The 14,511-nt window shown below is 66.4% G+C and carries 19 protein-coding genes; 7 read left to right on the top strand and 12 right to left on the bottom strand.

All coding sequences use genetic code 11. The features are described 5' to 3' along the window. Positions 1–17 precede the first annotated feature (17 nt). The 11 genes from ACSQ23_RS21435 to ACSQ23_RS21385 form a co-directional block, all read right to left on the bottom strand. Positions 18–1,235, bottom strand: a complete 1,218-nt coding sequence (locus ACSQ23_RS21435) for a DUF7146 domain-containing protein (protein ID WP_436091832.1) — start codon at positions 1,233–1,235, stop codon at positions 18–20. Then, positions 1,232–1,411 carry a hypothetical protein gene (locus ACSQ23_RS21430; protein ID WP_436091831.1) on the bottom strand — a complete coding sequence of 60 codons (180 nt, stop codon included), beginning with the start codon at positions 1,409–1,411 and terminating at the stop codon, positions 1,232–1,234. The genes ACSQ23_RS21435 and ACSQ23_RS21430 overlap by 4 nt, the downstream gene beginning before the upstream one ends. Continuing rightward, the gene (locus ACSQ23_RS21425) at positions 1,408–3,603 is read right to left on the bottom strand and encodes a DNA cytosine methyltransferase (protein ID WP_436091830.1); all 2,196 of its coding nucleotides are present in this window, start codon (positions 3,601–3,603) and stop codon (positions 1,408–1,410) included. The genes ACSQ23_RS21430 and ACSQ23_RS21425 overlap by 4 nt, the downstream gene beginning before the upstream one ends. A gap of 3 nt (positions 3,604–3,606) precedes the next feature. Further along, positions 3,607–4,797 carry a DNA polymerase III subunit beta gene (gene dnaN, locus ACSQ23_RS21420; RefSeq protein ID WP_436091829.1) on the bottom strand — a complete coding sequence of 397 codons (1,191 nt, stop codon included), beginning with the start codon at positions 4,795–4,797 and terminating at the stop codon, positions 3,607–3,609. Between the two features lie 11 nt (positions 4,798–4,808). Next, positions 4,809–5,033: a hypothetical protein gene (locus tag ACSQ23_RS21415; protein ID WP_436091828.1), complete on the bottom strand. Its 225-nt coding sequence runs from the start codon at positions 5,031–5,033 to the stop codon at positions 4,809–4,811. Further along, complete coding sequence (locus tag ACSQ23_RS21410; RefSeq protein ID WP_436091827.1) at positions 5,030–5,596, bottom strand: helix-turn-helix domain-containing protein; 567 nt, start codon at positions 5,594–5,596, stop codon at positions 5,030–5,032. Before ACSQ23_RS21410 ends, ACSQ23_RS21415 begins: the two co-directional genes overlap by 4 nt. After that, positions 5,596–5,967: a winged helix-turn-helix domain-containing protein gene (locus ACSQ23_RS21405; RefSeq protein ID WP_436091826.1), complete on the bottom strand. Its 372-nt coding sequence runs from the start codon at positions 5,965–5,967 to the stop codon at positions 5,596–5,598. Before ACSQ23_RS21405 ends, ACSQ23_RS21410 begins: the two co-directional genes overlap by 1 nt. Further along, a complete protein-coding gene (locus ACSQ23_RS21400) occupies positions 5,967–6,215 on the bottom strand; it encodes a hypothetical protein (protein WP_436091825.1) in 249 nt (82 codons plus the stop codon). The genes ACSQ23_RS21405 and ACSQ23_RS21400 overlap by 1 nt, the downstream gene beginning before the upstream one ends. Then, positions 6,215–7,654 carry an MT-A70 family methyltransferase gene (locus ACSQ23_RS21395; protein WP_436091824.1) on the bottom strand — a complete coding sequence of 480 codons (1,440 nt, stop codon included), beginning with the start codon at positions 7,652–7,654 and terminating at the stop codon, positions 6,215–6,217. Before ACSQ23_RS21395 ends, ACSQ23_RS21400 begins: the two co-directional genes overlap by 1 nt. Positions 7,655–7,856: 202 nt before the next feature. Further along, positions 7,857–8,342, bottom strand: a complete 486-nt coding sequence (locus ACSQ23_RS21390; RefSeq protein ID WP_436091823.1) for a hypothetical protein — start codon at positions 8,340–8,342, stop codon at positions 7,857–7,859. 362 nt (positions 8,343–8,704) lie between these two features. Then, positions 8,705–8,983 carry a hypothetical protein gene (locus ACSQ23_RS21385; RefSeq protein WP_436091822.1) on the bottom strand — a complete coding sequence of 93 codons (279 nt, stop codon included), beginning with the start codon at positions 8,981–8,983 and terminating at the stop codon, positions 8,705–8,707. A gap of 84 nt (positions 8,984–9,067) precedes the next feature. On the opposite strand from ACSQ23_RS21385, the gene ACSQ23_RS21380 reads away from it, so the two are divergent. From ACSQ23_RS21380 to ACSQ23_RS21355, 6 genes are all read left to right on the top strand, one after another. Beyond that, positions 9,068–9,769, top strand: a complete 702-nt coding sequence (locus ACSQ23_RS21380; protein WP_436091821.1) for a S24 family peptidase — start codon at positions 9,068–9,070, stop codon at positions 9,767–9,769. Between the two features lie 33 nt (positions 9,770–9,802). Beyond that, complete coding sequence (locus ACSQ23_RS21375) at positions 9,803–10,276, top strand: YccF family protein (protein ID WP_436091820.1); 474 nt, start codon at positions 9,803–9,805, stop codon at positions 10,274–10,276. Between the two features lie 93 nt (positions 10,277–10,369). Further along, on the top strand, positions 10,370–10,891 hold the full coding sequence (locus ACSQ23_RS21370; RefSeq protein ID WP_436091819.1) for a hypothetical protein: 522 nt from the start codon (positions 10,370–10,372) through the stop codon (positions 10,889–10,891). Between the two features lie 235 nt (positions 10,892–11,126). Beyond that, positions 11,127–11,723 (top strand): hypothetical protein, encoded by a 597-nt coding sequence (locus ACSQ23_RS21365; protein ID WP_436091818.1) that lies wholly within the window; start codon positions 11,127–11,129, stop codon positions 11,721–11,723. Beyond that, on the top strand, positions 11,720–11,920 hold the full coding sequence (locus ACSQ23_RS21360; protein ID WP_436091817.1) for a hypothetical protein: 201 nt from the start codon (positions 11,720–11,722) through the stop codon (positions 11,918–11,920). The genes ACSQ23_RS21365 and ACSQ23_RS21360 overlap by 4 nt, the downstream gene beginning before the upstream one ends. Positions 11,921–11,928: 8 nt before the next feature. Next, the gene (locus tag ACSQ23_RS21355) at positions 11,929–13,041 is read left to right on the top strand and encodes a tyrosine-type recombinase/integrase (RefSeq protein ID WP_436091816.1); all 1,113 of its coding nucleotides are present in this window, start codon (positions 11,929–11,931) and stop codon (positions 13,039–13,041) included. Positions 13,042–13,114: 73 nt separating this feature from the next. Here ACSQ23_RS21355 and ACSQ23_RS21350 read toward each other — a convergent pair whose 3' ends face one another. Beyond that, positions 13,115–13,474: a hypothetical protein gene (locus ACSQ23_RS21350; protein ID WP_436091815.1), complete on the bottom strand. Its 360-nt coding sequence runs from the start codon at positions 13,472–13,474 to the stop codon at positions 13,115–13,117. 102 nt (positions 13,475–13,576) lie between these two features. Here ACSQ23_RS21350 and ACSQ23_RS21345 point away from each other — a divergent pair, with 102 nt between their 5' ends. Further along, positions 13,577–14,449 carry a DUF72 domain-containing protein gene (locus ACSQ23_RS21345; RefSeq protein WP_436091814.1) on the top strand — a complete coding sequence of 291 codons (873 nt, stop codon included), beginning with the start codon at positions 13,577–13,579 and terminating at the stop codon, positions 14,447–14,449. The last annotated feature ends 62 nt before the right edge of the window (positions 14,450–14,511 follow it).

The following is a 14,511-nucleotide window of genomic DNA, read 5'->3' as shown; positions in this document are numbered from 1 at the left end:
GGGCGTGAGCACCATCATCACGCCCCCACCCGCACGAGATCGTTGAGATCTCGACCTTCCCCCAGCGGCGGCACATAGCTCACCTGTAGCTCCGGCACGTCCTTGCCCTCGGCCCGTGCCGCGTGGCGCAGCGCCAAGGCGCGGCGCAGCCCGCGGATCACCTTCTCCTCGGTGTGGTTGCTCGCCTCGTCGCTGTCGCAGAGATAGACCAGCTCCTCGCACCAGTCGGGCGGCACGAAGCAATCGACATCGCCGAGGTCGGGCTGGTCCCAGATCTGCCCGCCGCTCTCGCTGCGCGCCGCCCGGCCGCTCATGTTCGGCAGGTCCACCCCGGCCCAATAGGCGGTCTCCGGCTCATAGCCATGGGAGAGCGCCGTCAGCGTCGTCTCGATCCCCTCGCCCATCACCATCCGGCGCGGCTTTTCGGGTGTGTAGAGCCGGATTGCACCGCCCTTCTTCACGCCGAGCACCTTCTTGGTCGGCCGCTCGATCGTCTTGACCACGCCATCACCGTCGACCTGCTCGATCGGCGGCAGCACCAGCTTGCCCTTGGGCTGGGCGAGATCGAGCCAGGTGATGTGCACCGCCCCGAAGCGACCATCCGGGCGCTGCACCGGTGCGACCATCACTGGCCCCTCGTGCAGCGTCACCCACACATCGCCCTGCTTTTCCTTCCACGGGTGCAGCCGGATCTCGCCGATCCGCAGTCGCCGCTCGACTCGAGCCCGCATCTCGCCGGCGAAGTCGACACCGCGCTTGCGGAGGTACTGCACCACCTCGGTCGCATCGTCAGGGTCGGTAGCCCAGGCCGGGATATAGGCCATCTGCCACACCCGATAAGCAGCCTTCCGGGCTTCCTCGCGATAGCGATCGGCCTCGGCCATCCGCTTCGCCTCTGCCGTCTCGGCATCGCGCCGCAGCTGCTCGGCCCGCGCCGGGTCGATCTCGGTCTCGGCCTTGCGTCCGGTGATGATCTCGCAGGCCACGACGAACTCGACGCCCTCGGTCGCCATCACCAGGTCAATGACCCCGGCGCCCGAGATGCCGCAGCCGCGGCAGTTAAAAGTGTTCTTCTTGGTGTGGATGGCAAACCGGTCGGTGCCGCCGCACATCGGGCACGGGCCGGCGCGATCGATGCCGCGCGCCAGCACCCAGCGCTTCTGGATCGCCCAGCCCTCGCAGCTGGTCCGCATCGCTTCATCGCGCAGCGCGGCAAGATTTGCGGGGAGGCTCATTCCGGTGCCTCGTCGTCGACTTTGTCGGATTCGAGCGACCGGGCATCCTCGCGATAGGCACGAGAAATGGCCCGGTCCCGAAAGGCCTGCGTGCCGTGCCGCTCTTTCGCGCGCAGCCCGTAGAAGCTGGCGCGCTCGCGCAGGTAGAGGATCGTCTGTTTGGTCGCGTCGTTCATTCCGCCGCCACCATCAGTTCGCGCCGCGCGTTGGCAACAGCCAGCAGCCGCACCATCTCGGGCGGCACCGAGTTGCCCACCAGATGGTACTTCTCAGTCTTAGTCAGGCGCCGCACCTTGCCGTCGATCGTGATCTCGCTGGGCAGCGCGCCTTTCTCGAATCCGTGCGCCGCGGCGCCTTCTTCCGGCTCAAGCATGCGGATGCCGATATCGTCGATGTAGTGGACGACCTTGCCGACCATCACCTCGACGAGGCCGTAGCGCGCCTTGCCGGTCAGTGCCCCGAGCGGCTGGCGCACGTCATCATCTTGCTTGCCGCTGCCGAAATAGTGCTGGAGGAACGCCAGGATCAGGTGGGCGTGCGAGCCCCCGGCCGAGATCGTCGCCAGCGGCTCCTCGATCGGCCGTCCATCGACATTGGTGCCGCGCAGGTTGCCCAGCGTGGCCGCCACCATGGCCGTCTTGCCCGACCCGCCGACCGTCACCGTGGGCGCCGGTTCCTCGACGTCCGCCCCCACGCTGGCGCCGAACTGGCGCTGCAGGCTGGCGGCGACAACGCCGAGTTGCGGACTGACCGTGAGGGTGCCGGCAGGCTCCAGCGCATCGCGCCCGGGATGAACCCCACCGATGCGACGGCTGTCGTTGTTGTGCTGCGCGAGAAACGCGGCCACCAGGGCCGCCTTGCTGCCATCCACCTGCGTGCCGGCAGGCTCCTCGAGGTCGAGGATGCGCGGCGCCTGGCCCGGCCGCTCACCATAGCCAGACGAGATGAGGCTCGCCGCGACGAGCGCCTGGTTGCCGCCGCCGGCGTGGACCGTCATCGCCGGCTCATCGAGCGACTGCTCGCGGCGCCCGCCGCTGTCGCCATGCGCCAGCTGCACCAGGTTGGCCGCCACAACAGCATGACGCGGCGCGCCGGCCATCACGGTGTCGAGCGGATCGGTGGGCTCGTAGCCGACACCATTCTGGTTGAACTTCGTCAGGTGGGCCGCAACAACAACCCTGTCCTCTTTGGTCGACGAGGTGTTCAGCGGGTCAGTGACGTCTCGCGGCTCGATCTGCGCGGCGCGGCCGCCGGCGCCGACGATCGTCGCCCCGACCAGGCCCAACGGAATCGCCCCGCCCGGGCGCTTCTCAAAACTGTTCGCCGTGAAGGTCGGCAGCGGTTCCTCTATATCGGCGCCGGTCGCATCAGTGCGGTACTTGGCAACGTGTGGCGACACCACCGACAGCTCACCCCGGTGCGCCGTGGTCAGCGTCCGCAGCGGCGCGTCGACCGAATGCACGCGATCACCGCCCGAGTGCGTGATCGGCACGATGAACGGCTTCGCCGCATCCACTACGTAGCGCATCACCCCGCGCGCCGTGCGCCGCAGCGTTGCCTCGGCCAGCGGCTTCTTCCGCCCGAAGATCGATTTCACCGGCAGCGACCAGTCGATGATGGTATGAGCGCCCACCCAAGGCTTCAGCCCCAGCGCCTTGGCCTTATCGCGCGGCGCATGCGTCCGCACCGGCCAGGCGATCTCGCCACCGTCGCAGCGCGCCACGCCGAAGAAACGCTTGCGGATCGTCGGGATTCCGAAATCGGCACAGACCAGCGTCCGGTGCTCGAAACTGAAGCCGAGCCCCGCCATGTGACGCTTCCACGCCCGCCAGATCCTGCCGGCGTGCCGCTTGTCCGGAATCAGCCACTGCTCGGCCACCGGCACGCGCTCGCCCTTCGCAGCAACGCTGCCATCGAGCCGCATCACCCGCCCCGTCGCCGGGTCGCGCTTGGCTATCAGCGGCCCCCAGGTGGTGATCTCCTGGACGTTCTCCATGGTGATCACTTCGGGCCTCACGGTGCCGGCCCAGCGGCAGACCACCCAGGCCAGCGACCTGCGGCGCTTCGATACCGGCTTCGAGCCCTTGGCCACCGAGAAATGCGTGCAGTCGGGGGAGGCGTGCAGGATCCGCACGCCCCTGCCCTGCGTCACCTCGCGCGGATCCGCCTCGAACACATCGCAGCGCAGGTGCCGGGTATGCGGGTGCCGACGCTCATGCACGGCCACCGCAACCGGGTCGTGGTTGATGGCGAGGTGCACGTGGAATCCCGCCTGCTCGAGGCCATCGCATCCGCCACCCATCCCGGCGAACAGCACCACGGTCATGCGGTTGTCGAGGTCCCACGCCCCCGGCGAGATCGCGTTCATCGCTCAGACCTTCATCGGCATGATGATGCGGGTCATCGTGTCGTCCGCATCGATCATCCGCACCGGGCCGGCCGCATCCTTCACCCCGATCTGCACCGCGCCGTCGCAGACCTTGAGCATCTGGGCGAAGTAGCCGCTGTTGAACGCAAAGCTCGGTATGTCGTCCGGCCAGTCGGCCGCGACAGTGGTGCGGGCCACGCCGATCTGCGGGTGGCGCGCCTCGAGCACCAGGCCACCCGTTTCGTCATCGTGGCGGAACACCACCTTCTGCCCGCCCCCGAAGCGGTTCTCTGCCGGCAGCGCCCGCAGCCGCGACATGCCCGCCTCGAGGTTCCGCCGCGACACCGTCACCGCCGCGGTCTGCTCCTTGGGTATCACGCGCTCGATATCGGGAAACTCGCCCTCGACCAGGCGAGACCGAACCCGGAAGCGCCCGATATCGATATCGAGCCGGTTGTTATCGCCGGCCTGCCACACCGTGGCGTCGGCGCCGGCGAAGAACCGGGTCAGCAGCTCTACCGTCTTTCGCGGGATGATCCGTGCTGCCTTCGGCCGGCCCTCCGCCTTCGCATAGGTGAACTTCAGCAGCCGGTGGCCATCGGTTGCCGCGAACCAGCAATCGGTGTCGGTGATGCTCCAGCAGATGCCGTTGAGGTAGTACCGCGTTTCCTCACGCGAGATCGCGCTCTCGACTCGGGCCAGCGCAGCAGGGAACTGCCCGTTGCCGAACCCCTCAATCTTCTCGCCGCGCTCGCCGGCAAACTTCGGCCAGCCATCGACATCGAGCACCGTCTCGATCTGATAGTGCGCCGCCCCATCGTCGACGGTGATGTGCAGCTGCGTCGTCGGCACCGGCGCATCGGTCGCCTTCTTTCCCGGCACCAGCACCTCAAACTTATTGAGCCGCACCAGCGCCGGCCCCGCCACCGCAGCAATGCCGCGCAGCAATTCCGCGCTGACACACAGCTGCCAGCCGCCGGCGCTGTCGTTCACATCGAGCGTCGTGCTGATCTCGATATCGAGATCGGTAGCACTGACCGTCAGCGCCGAACCGCTGAGCACCAGCTTGACCATGCTCAGTATCGGGTAGGTCGTGCGGCGCTCGACGACGAAGCAGAGCGGCTTCAGCGCCGCCGCCAGCACCCGCCCCTCGATCGTCGCAAACTGTTCGACTGCCTCAGCTTTCGCGTTCATCGCTTGCCCTTTCACAGCAATACCCCCTGCCCCTCGGCCTCGGCCGCCAGCAGCCCCTTCTCGATCGCCAGTTCGCGCGACATCGAGATCCGCAGCTTCGCCCCGACCCGCGCATCGCCCTCGAAACCGATGGCGCTGCGCGGCAACCAGGCCGTCACCCGCGCCTTGTCGACGACGAGCAGGCTCAGCACTCGCGGCTCGATCACTTCGCATTGGATGACCACCGGCTCGATCATGGCCGCACCTCGGCCTTGCGCCGCAGTGCGCTCAGCACCAGCCGCTGCCGGCTGAGCCCCATGGCTTGCCGCATCAGCTCGCGGCGCCGAGGGCAGCGCCAGCGGTCGGTCAGGCCCAGCCCCAGCGCCTTGTCGGCTGCTGCGACGGTCTTGCCGTCGACCAGCAGGCGCGAGTAGCGGCGCACCGCCTGGTGGGTCCAGACGAAGGGCGACGGCCGCACGCCGGCGACGCGCTCGATGTGTGCGTCGATCCCCGAAATCACCGTGGTGTGGTCGCGCCCGCCGAACAGCTTGCCGATCCTCGGCAGGGTCATCCGGGTGTGGGTGCGCAGCAGCCACATCGCGTGGTGCCGCGCTGCGCAAACCAGTTGGTCACGGCTCGGGCCAGCCAGCTGCTCGCCATCGACGTTCCAGCGCCGCGCCGCGAGCTGCAGCAGGAACCGCCACGAGCACCCCGACAGCATGTCGAGCGGCGGATGGTCGAGCCGCACCACGTAGCTGCGGTCGGTCTTGGCCCGGGTGATCGGGCCGGTTTCCTCGCCGGTGAAGGCGTCGATGAACATCACGCCGCCTCCGCCAAGCCGAGGAGTTGACGGACCCGCGTCTTCATTTCAGGCACCAGGCGGTAGCCCTGCCCCCAGATCGTCTCGATCTCGACGCCGTGCGGCCTCAGCGCCTTGCGTAGATGGAAGATGCGAACATCGACGTTCTTGAGTTCGCGCTCTTCCCAGCCGTCGCACATCGCCTCGAGCAGCTCGCCCTTGCTGACCATCGGGCTGCCCATCAGCGCCGCCAGTACACGCGCCACCTGCGGCTGCAGCCTGAGGCGGTAGCGGGCCTCGAGGAAGAACTGGTTGTCGGGGCTCAGCCCCAGCCGTTCCTTCAGCTGCCGATTTTCCTCGCGCAGAAATTCGACCTCGTCGCGCAGGTCCATCAGCTGTCCTCCAAGGCGATGAACCGCCGCGCCGTCAGGTCAGGGCCCGAGCGGCCGTCCTCGAAGGTCACCCGCCGCTTGAACCGGACGATCGCTTGTTCCAGCTGGTCGACCTGGTCGCGCGTGAAGCGCATCGAAACGATGTTGTGCGGTGCCGCCACCTCGAGCTCGTGCGCCCCGTTCGGATCGAGGATCAGCCCGACCGCGATATCGGCGACGTGAATGCGAGGTGGCCGGTGATGACCCATCAGATCTCACCCCGTGCATGCTGGCCGGCGGTGTATTCGCTGGCCTTCGCCCGCTGCCGCTCGCGGCTGCCGAGCTTCAGGTAGCTGGCGCGCTTCTTCGCCTGTTCCTTGCTGCAGCCGATGGTGGCGGCGACGATCGTCAGGTCGAACTGCTCGATCGGCAGCGCATAGGCGGCGCGCAGCACGGAGTCGTCGGCCGGCGTGAAACGGAATTTGGTTGCCGTCTCTCCGGCTGTCGCGTCCGCAACACCGACGACGTTCTCGGGTTGGCTTGTCTGGTCGCCTTCCTCGCCCCCAGTTCCTCCGCGAGACAAAGGCGCTGCAGGGACTGGAAACCCGCCCACCTTTCCGTTCGGCGCTTCCGCCGAATTCTCATCCGCCGGCGCCTCATACCCCCACCGAGCCCAGCCCTCGCGCTTCTCGCGGGCGTTGAGTTCGATCTTGGGCAGCGTCGGGAAATAGGCCTCGATCAGCTCATAGAAGATCTCGGGCTTTTCCGAGTGCCGGCCAACCGGCGCCTCGATCACCGAACGCCACTGCGTGCCGGGCGCCGGCGCTGGCGGATTGCCGCGCGTTCCTACCAGCAGTATCTCGTGATCGATCCAGAACCAGTAGCCAGTTCCGTGGCCGTCACCCGGATAGATCTTCTTCCAGATGCTGCAGGTCTTGTACTCGAATCCACGGTGCGCCATCAGCTCGATCGCCTGCGCCAGGTGTGGCGCCGTCGACCACATGAGCAGCGCGCAGTCGGGAGCGGCGAGGCTGACAACGTCCCGCTTCTTCAGCTCGTCGAGGCTGGAAACCGGGTAGTGGTTCGCCGGCGCCTTGCCGAGGCCGGCGTCCGACCAGGCGCGGTGCTCCCATTCGTCATCCGTCAGGATCACCCCGAATTTCGCTTCGGGCAGCGCCATCTGCTTGCGGCCCAGCTCCGCCTCGCGCGTCACCCGCGAGGCCTTCTTCTGCGCTGTGCTCAGATCTTTCAACGGGTTGACGACAACCGCGCCACCGCTCTCGATCTTGTCGCGCACCTCGGCCAGCCGCGCCTCGAACTCGGCATCGCCGAGCCGGGCCCATTGCTGCGCCTTGGCCGAGAGCTTCTTGTCGACTCCGACTTCAGCCAGCGTCGCGCGAGTAAACGGTACCGACTCGGCACCATTCTCGGCGTCGTCGCTGTCGCTGGCCTGCGGCCCGAGGTTGGATTTAGCCGGGCGGCCAATGCCCAGTTGCCCGGTTTCCTTGGCGCTGATCAGCAGCACCCCGAGCTTGCGCTCGGCGCGCAGCTGCAGCGAGGTGGCGTCGGCGATGATCTTGCGGTCCTTGGCCTGCCGGCCATAGAGCCGCATCTGCTCGGCGACGTTGCGCACGTCGAGCACCTCGTCGACCCGCAGCGCCTCCGCCAGCGCCTCGCGCGCCGCCTCGTAGCGAATGAGCGAGGTCATTGCTCGCCTCCGCAGAACCGGTTCCAGTGCTCGGCGGCCAGCGCCAGCGCTTCGCCGCCTTCGGTGCGCATGCCGCACTTGGTGCACTGCACCCGCCCATAACCGGGCCTGCCGCTAGCCTCGACGTAGGAAGCGCTACTGCCGCACCGGCATGTGTAGAGCGCAGGGCCGTCTTGCTTCAGCTCAAGGATCGGAGCCCGGCTCATCGCCCTGCCCTCCCCGCCTCGAAGTCGATCTGCGCCTTGAGCGCAAGCAGCTTCTCGATCGCCTCGTCGATCTCGGTGTCGAGTTGCGCACCCTCGACGCTGGTCAGCGTCTCATCGGCCAGCGCCTGGCCCATCTTCGAGAACACGTCGCTGACTTCCTTCAGCGCCTCGGCGGTGATCCGCCCGAGCGGCCCGCGGCTGGCATTGATCGCCGGCAGCGGCACCAGCACGTGGTTGTTCATCCGCGCCAGTTCGCGCGTCACCACGGGCCCCACCTCGCTCTCGAGATCGGCAATCACGTCGATCGGCGCGAAGCGCTCGGCATCGTCTTCGTCGGTCGAGCCGTAGCGCGAAATGTCCTGCTGGCGGACCCGCGTCACCGAGGCGGCGTGGTCCTGCTTGCCGAACTTGCCGACGAGTTGCCGAAAGGCGCTCTTCAGCCCCGCATAGTCACCCGCCGAAAGCTGCCGGGCCTCACGCATGGCGTAAAACTCCTGTGCTGCACGCCGTGACGCCAAAAACCCGGCGAGTCAGAACGGCCCAATGAAAGCGATCCGCATTCCAGTGACAGCGCGCCTGCAGGTTGCCCTCCAGGATTACCGAGCGGCCCGCGCTGAGCTGGAGAAGGCGGGAGGGGAGGCGACGGTTGCCGCTCCCCTCCCCAGTCACGTCGACGAGGCGAGGGAGGAGGAAACACCCCGCCGACGAAATCATGAGAACTGAAGCGCTCATGCCAGCCACCCGGCATGCTCAGCGAAATCCATCACGGCCAGCACCACGCCGGCAGCCGCCAGCCAGGTTGCCGCAATCCAGTCGCCGATGCTCCAGCGATACCGCGGCGCGCTCATGCTGCCGCTCCCGCGGTCTCGGCACCCTGCACTGCTGGAGCTTCGAACTGGGGGCGCTCGACGCCCTCTGGCCAAGCCAGCGCTTCGGGCCAGTTCGAGGCGAACCACAGCATCGCCTTCTCGTAGTTGCGGGTCTGGATGTCCTTGCCTTGGGCAATCCCATCGAGCCGCAGCCCATCGCCGAAGATGATGGTTGAGATGCGCGAACGACTGCGGCGCACGTGGGCGCAGTACGCATCGGCGGTTCGGATCAGCTTGTCGCACAGAGTGAGCATGCGAGATTTATGCGAGGCATATCTCGCGTCGTCAAGAGATATTTCTCTGAGGCATATCCCGCGTAAACAGGATATATTTCTCGCATGCCTGAAACTTTAGCCGAACGCATACAGCAGCGCCTTGAAGCGCTTGGTATTTCCGAACGCGCCGCATCCATCGCGGCGACCGGCAGCGATGCGACGATCCGGATGATCCGTACCGGCAAGAGCGTCAACCCGCGCAGCGACACCATCGCCAAGCTGGCGCATGTTCTGCAGACCACCGAGCAGTGGCTGTTGAACGGTACGGTCGACAGCGTCACCGTAGCAGCTGAAGTGGCAAGGCAACCGACCGAAGTTCGTCCAGCAGATCAGTTTGGCGGCCGGTTCGACGGCGCCAAGGACGTGCCGGTCCTCGGCACCGCCGCGGGCTCCGAACTCGGCAAGGGTGCGTTCCAGCTGACGACCGATGTCGTCGACTATGCCCGGCGCCCGTACGGCCTGATCGGGGCTCCGGGCGTCTACGCGCTCTATGTCGAGGGCGACTCGATGAGCCCGAAATTCGAGCCGGGCGACATCATCTTTGTGCACCCGCACAGGAAGCCCCTGGGCGGCGACTATGTCGTCATCCAGGAGCCGGACTCTAACAATGGCGACAGCCGGGCATTCGTCAAACGCTTGGTGAAGATCACCGGCACGACGATCCGGGCGCAGCAGTACAATCCGCCGGCGACAATCGACTTCATCATCAGGCCAGGGGTCACCGTTCACAAGGTGATGAGTGACGTGGATCTCTACGGCGCCTAGTTTTTCGTCTCGCGCACAGAGGGGGCTCGGCGCATGCGGTTCGCAGGAAACGTTATCTGGTTCATCTTCGGCGGTGCCATTACCGCCTTGTTCTGGCTGCTCGGTGCGGTCGTCTTCGCAATCTCGATCATCGGCCTACCGCTGACGCGGTCCGCCATCGAAATGGCCAAACTCTCGGCTTGGCCCTTCGGGCGTGAAGTGGTTCACGTGCGCGAGCTCGACGGTCGCGAACTTGATGCTGGGACGGCCTTCACAGGGACAGTCGGCTTCATTTTCAACGTGCTGTGGGCCGTCACGTTTGGCCTGGTGCTGTGCATCTCCTACGTCCTGCTCGGCATTCTGTTCTGCATCACGCTCATTGGCATTCCATTCGGGCTTCAGGCCTTCAAGCTGGCCGGCATCTCGCTTTGGCCGATCGGTCGCCGCGTGGTCACCGTAGAACTGGCGCGCGTCGCCCGCGAGCAGCGAGCGCAAGAGGATTTCGGGAGATACCGTCAGAAAGCCTGAATTCCATCGATAAGAGAGATTTCTCGCACACGTAATTGACGCGTAAAATATCTCGCATTACTCTCGCTTCATCTCTTACCGATGGAGCGCACGATGTTCGCATCAGACCACGCCGGCGCCGCAACCCTGCCCCGGCCGACTTACCCCGACGTTTCCCGCATCGTCGAAACCACCGACCGCCGCACGCGCGAGCTGGCCGACGCCATGCTGCGGCTCAACGCCGAGCACCCCGATGGCTGCACCGAAGCCACGCTGCTGATCGACGGCTTTTCCGTTCACGAGCAGGTCCAGCTCGGCCCCGTCGCTCGCCAGCTGGCCAACCGCGTCTTCGTCCGCGAGGTCGCCGACGAAGCCTCCGGCCCTGCGCCCAAGGCCGATATCGTTGAGCGGATGGCCACCATCATGGTCCGCCAGGTCGGCCGCAGCGAGAGCGCCGTCGCTGCGCTGCAGCAAGCCGGCTTCTCCGGTCGCGAGATCGCCGCCCACATCGACGCCGCCAGCGCCATCGCCGACCGGCACTTGCTCCGCAAAGCCCCGCCCAACACTCACCTGGTCAACCTCGCCTATGCCATCGGCGCCATGGTGGTGGCTGGCCAGTCCGGACAGGTGGCGTGATGACAGATCGGTCCCTGCGACGAGAGGTACGAAACCCGGTTCTCGCGCTCCCAGCAACTCAGCGTCTTCTCGACCTGCCGCCAGACGCGCGGGAGGTTGTCCGGGGGTTACTCACCGATCTAGCTATTGACGCCCGTTTGCGCGCCCAGGAGTCGTGGCGGAAGAACAAGGGGCCTATGGCGGCGTACTGGAAGGCGGTTGGCGCCTACGCCAATCACTTCGCCAAGGTGGCAAAGTGAGCATCCTCATCGCTACCCCAACCGGGCTCGTCGATCTCGACGCCCCCGACCTAACCCGCATCACCCCGCGCGCCATGGCGCACACGCTGGCGCGGCTCAACCGCTGGGCTGGCAACACCGAGCTGCCGGTCACTGACGCGCAGCACTCGGTGCTGGTGCGCGAGATCTTCGTGCGCCAGCACCCCGAGCTGCGCCGCCAGGCCATCCACCCGCTGCTGCACGACGGCCATGAGTACCTGCTGGGCGATCTGACCCGGCCGTTCCAGCAGGCGCTCGAGCAGCGGCTCCCCGGCTTCGTCCGCCACGTCGAGGCGATCAAGGGCGAAGCCGATGCAGCCATCCGCAGCGCCCTCGGCCTGCCCGAACCGTCAATGGACGTCCGCGCCGCCATCCACGAAGCCGACCGCCACGCTGCGGCCATCGAATGGCTGAGCTTCATCGACGCCGCCAACGGCCCCTGCCCCTACGGCAATCCGCCCAGGGGCCTCCCGACGCGCATCAAAGCCCTCAGCTGGCCGGCGGCCGAGGAACAGTTCCTCGCCCACCTCGATCGCGACCTGGCCGAGCGGGCCTGGGAGCAGTTGGCCGCATGAGCCGCAGCCCCGCCCGATGCACCCAGGCCGACGTCGCCCGCGCCCTGCGCGCGGTCGAGCAGGTCGGCTATCCGGGCGTCGTCGAGATCGGCCGGGATGGCACCATCCGCATCGTGCCCTATGCCCTCGTGGCGCCGGCGGCAGATTCTGCGCCGGCGCCACAACCAGTTGACGACGACAGTCCGATCGACCTTTGATGCCCGGCATGCGCACCCGGCTGCCGCCCAACACCCATCGCGAGAAGAACCGCCACGGCACGGTGGTGTTCTATTACCGGGTCGGCAAAGGCTCGCGTATCCGCCTGCCTGACTTCGGCACTACCGAGTTCCAGCCCGCCTATGAGGCAGCCTGCCGCGGCGAGCCGCTCCCGCAGGCCCACGGCCGGGCAGAGGCAACGGTGGGCACGCTGCGCTGGCTCGTCATCGAATACAAGAAGAGCCTCCATTTTCGCGAACTCGACGCGGTGACGCAGCGCCGCCGCGATACGGTGTTCCGCGGCATGGTGGAGAAGTCCGGCGACCGGCTGATCAAGAGGATCACCGAGCAGACCATCATCGACGCGCGCGAGAAGCGCAGCACCGGCAAGGGCCACGCCGCCAACGGCTTCCTCAAGGCCGTCCGCCCGATGTTCGCCTATGCCAGGACGCGCGGCTGGATCGAGGTCGACCCGACCCGCAACGTCGATCGCGTCAAGACACCGAAGGGCGGCTTCCGACCGTGGACGATCGACGAGCTGCGGCAGTTCGAAGCGCGCCACCCGCTCGGCACCATGGCCAACCTCGCCGTGCGCCTGCTGCTGTTTACCGGCCTACGTCGCTCCGACGTGGTGAAGCTCGGCCGCCAGCACATCCGGAAGGGCGTCGTGCATTTCCGCCCGGGGAAGACTGCCGACTCATCCGGCGTCACCGTCACCTTCACGGCGCTGCCGCCAATGCTCGAGGCGATCGAAGCTACCAAGACCGGCGACCTCACCTTTCTCGTCTCCAGCACCGGCCAACCCTTTAAGACCGGCAATAGCTTTGGCAACTGGTTCAGCGATCGGTGTGACGAGGCGGAAGTGCCCGGCAGCGCGCACGGCCTTCGCAAGCTCGGTGCCACCCTTGCGGCCGAGGCCGGCGCCACCACTCGCGAGCTGATGGCGATGTGGGGCTGGACCACGATGAAGCAGCCCGAACTTTACACCCGCTCAGCTGACACCGAGGTGCTCGGGACCTCTGCCTCCAGTAAGCTCATGGAGGGTTATTCCATGGTGCAAACCGAGAACAACATTCCCCGCACCTTGGATGCCGGTGCGGGAATAAAGAAAAAAGCCGAATGATTTCAAAGGCCGCCGCCTGATATGCGAGTCCGGCGGGGGGCACCAATCAGCTTGATGCAGGCTGCCCTCTCACCTATTGCGGCGTCAGCTTCTCGGTGCCCGTGCCGGCCTGTCCGGCAATGGTCCACAGCCCGTCCATCGTGCCATCTTCCATCACCTGGTAAATCACCAGCCCGATCGCTTCGCCCATCACGTAGCCGGCCGAAAAGGCATTGCCGTTGCGCATACAGATGCCTTGTGACGTTGATGGCCCAGTTGTCCAATAAATCTCGCAGGTCGTCTCGCTGGTGAGGACGATCTTGGCCGTGCCACCATAGCTCGAACCATCGAGATTGGTGCCCTCGACGGCGTAGTCGCCGCCAATACTTTGCGCCATGGCCGCCGGGCTCGCCAATGCCATCACCATGCCCGTCAACAGCAGTATCCGACCCATTTCATACCCCCGTTTTTCTCGGCGTGAGAGTAGGTCACAGTGCTCTGGACTGACAATCAGGGCCGACGCAGAGTGGCGATCACTTTTGGCGCGGAGGATTCGATGGCGGGAACGATCAGGCTCGGCACGGCCGGCTGGGTGTTCGAGGCCTGGCGCAAGAGCTATTACCCCGACGGGCTGAAGCAGAAGGACGAGCTCGCCTGGTCGAGCGCCCGGCTCGGCAATATCGAGATCAACGCCACCTTCTATTCGCACCAGAAGGCCGCGAGCTTTGAGAACTGGGCCAGCCAGACCCCTGATAGCTTCGTCTTCAGCGTGAAGGGCCACCAGCTGGTCACCCACATCAAGCGGCTGAAGGATGTCGAGCTCCCGCTCGCCAACTTCTTTGCCTCCGGTGTCATGGCGCTGGGCAAGAAACTCGGGCCGTTCTGCTGGCAGCTGCCGGGCAACAGCAAATACGACCCCGATCGGATGGAGGCCTTCCTCGCTCTCTTACCGCAGTCGCCGGAAGCGCTGGTCGCTCTGGCCGGAAAGACCGACTACGGCAAGAACCCGCCTTATCTCGACGCCACCGGCATCGTCAGGGTTCGCCACGCCATCGAAGTGCGGCACGAAAGTTTCGCCGATCCACGCTTCATCGCCCAGTTGCGGGCCCACAACGTCGCCCTCGTCGTCGCCGATACCGCGGAATGGTCCTACATCGACCAGACCGCCGATTTCTCCTATGCCCGGCTGCAGGGCGCACCGGGAAAAGAGAGCTATTCGGTTGCCGAGCGCGACGTCCGCGCCGGCTGGCTGAAGGCGTGGGCCGAGGGCAAGCCGGTTGCCGATGCGCCCTATGTCACTGCTGCCGAAGCGAGCCCGCCGCCGCGCGATGTGTTCGCCTTCTTCGTCTCGACCGACAAGGAGCATGCGCCCGACAATGCGCGCGCCGTCATGGCTTCGCTCGGCCTCAGCGGACCGGGCGGCGAGTGACGATCTCGTGAGCGGGCTTAAGTTGACTCGGAGCCCGCTCCCGAGAATATGGCGCGCATCCG

This window comes from Devosia sp. LjRoot16, from assembly GCF_964252795.1.
Taxonomy (GTDB): Bacteria; Pseudomonadota; Alphaproteobacteria; order Rhizobiales; family Devosiaceae; genus Devosia_A.
The sequence above is the reverse complement of the archived record's forward strand: the minus strand, read 5'-3'. Positions and strand labels throughout refer to the sequence as shown.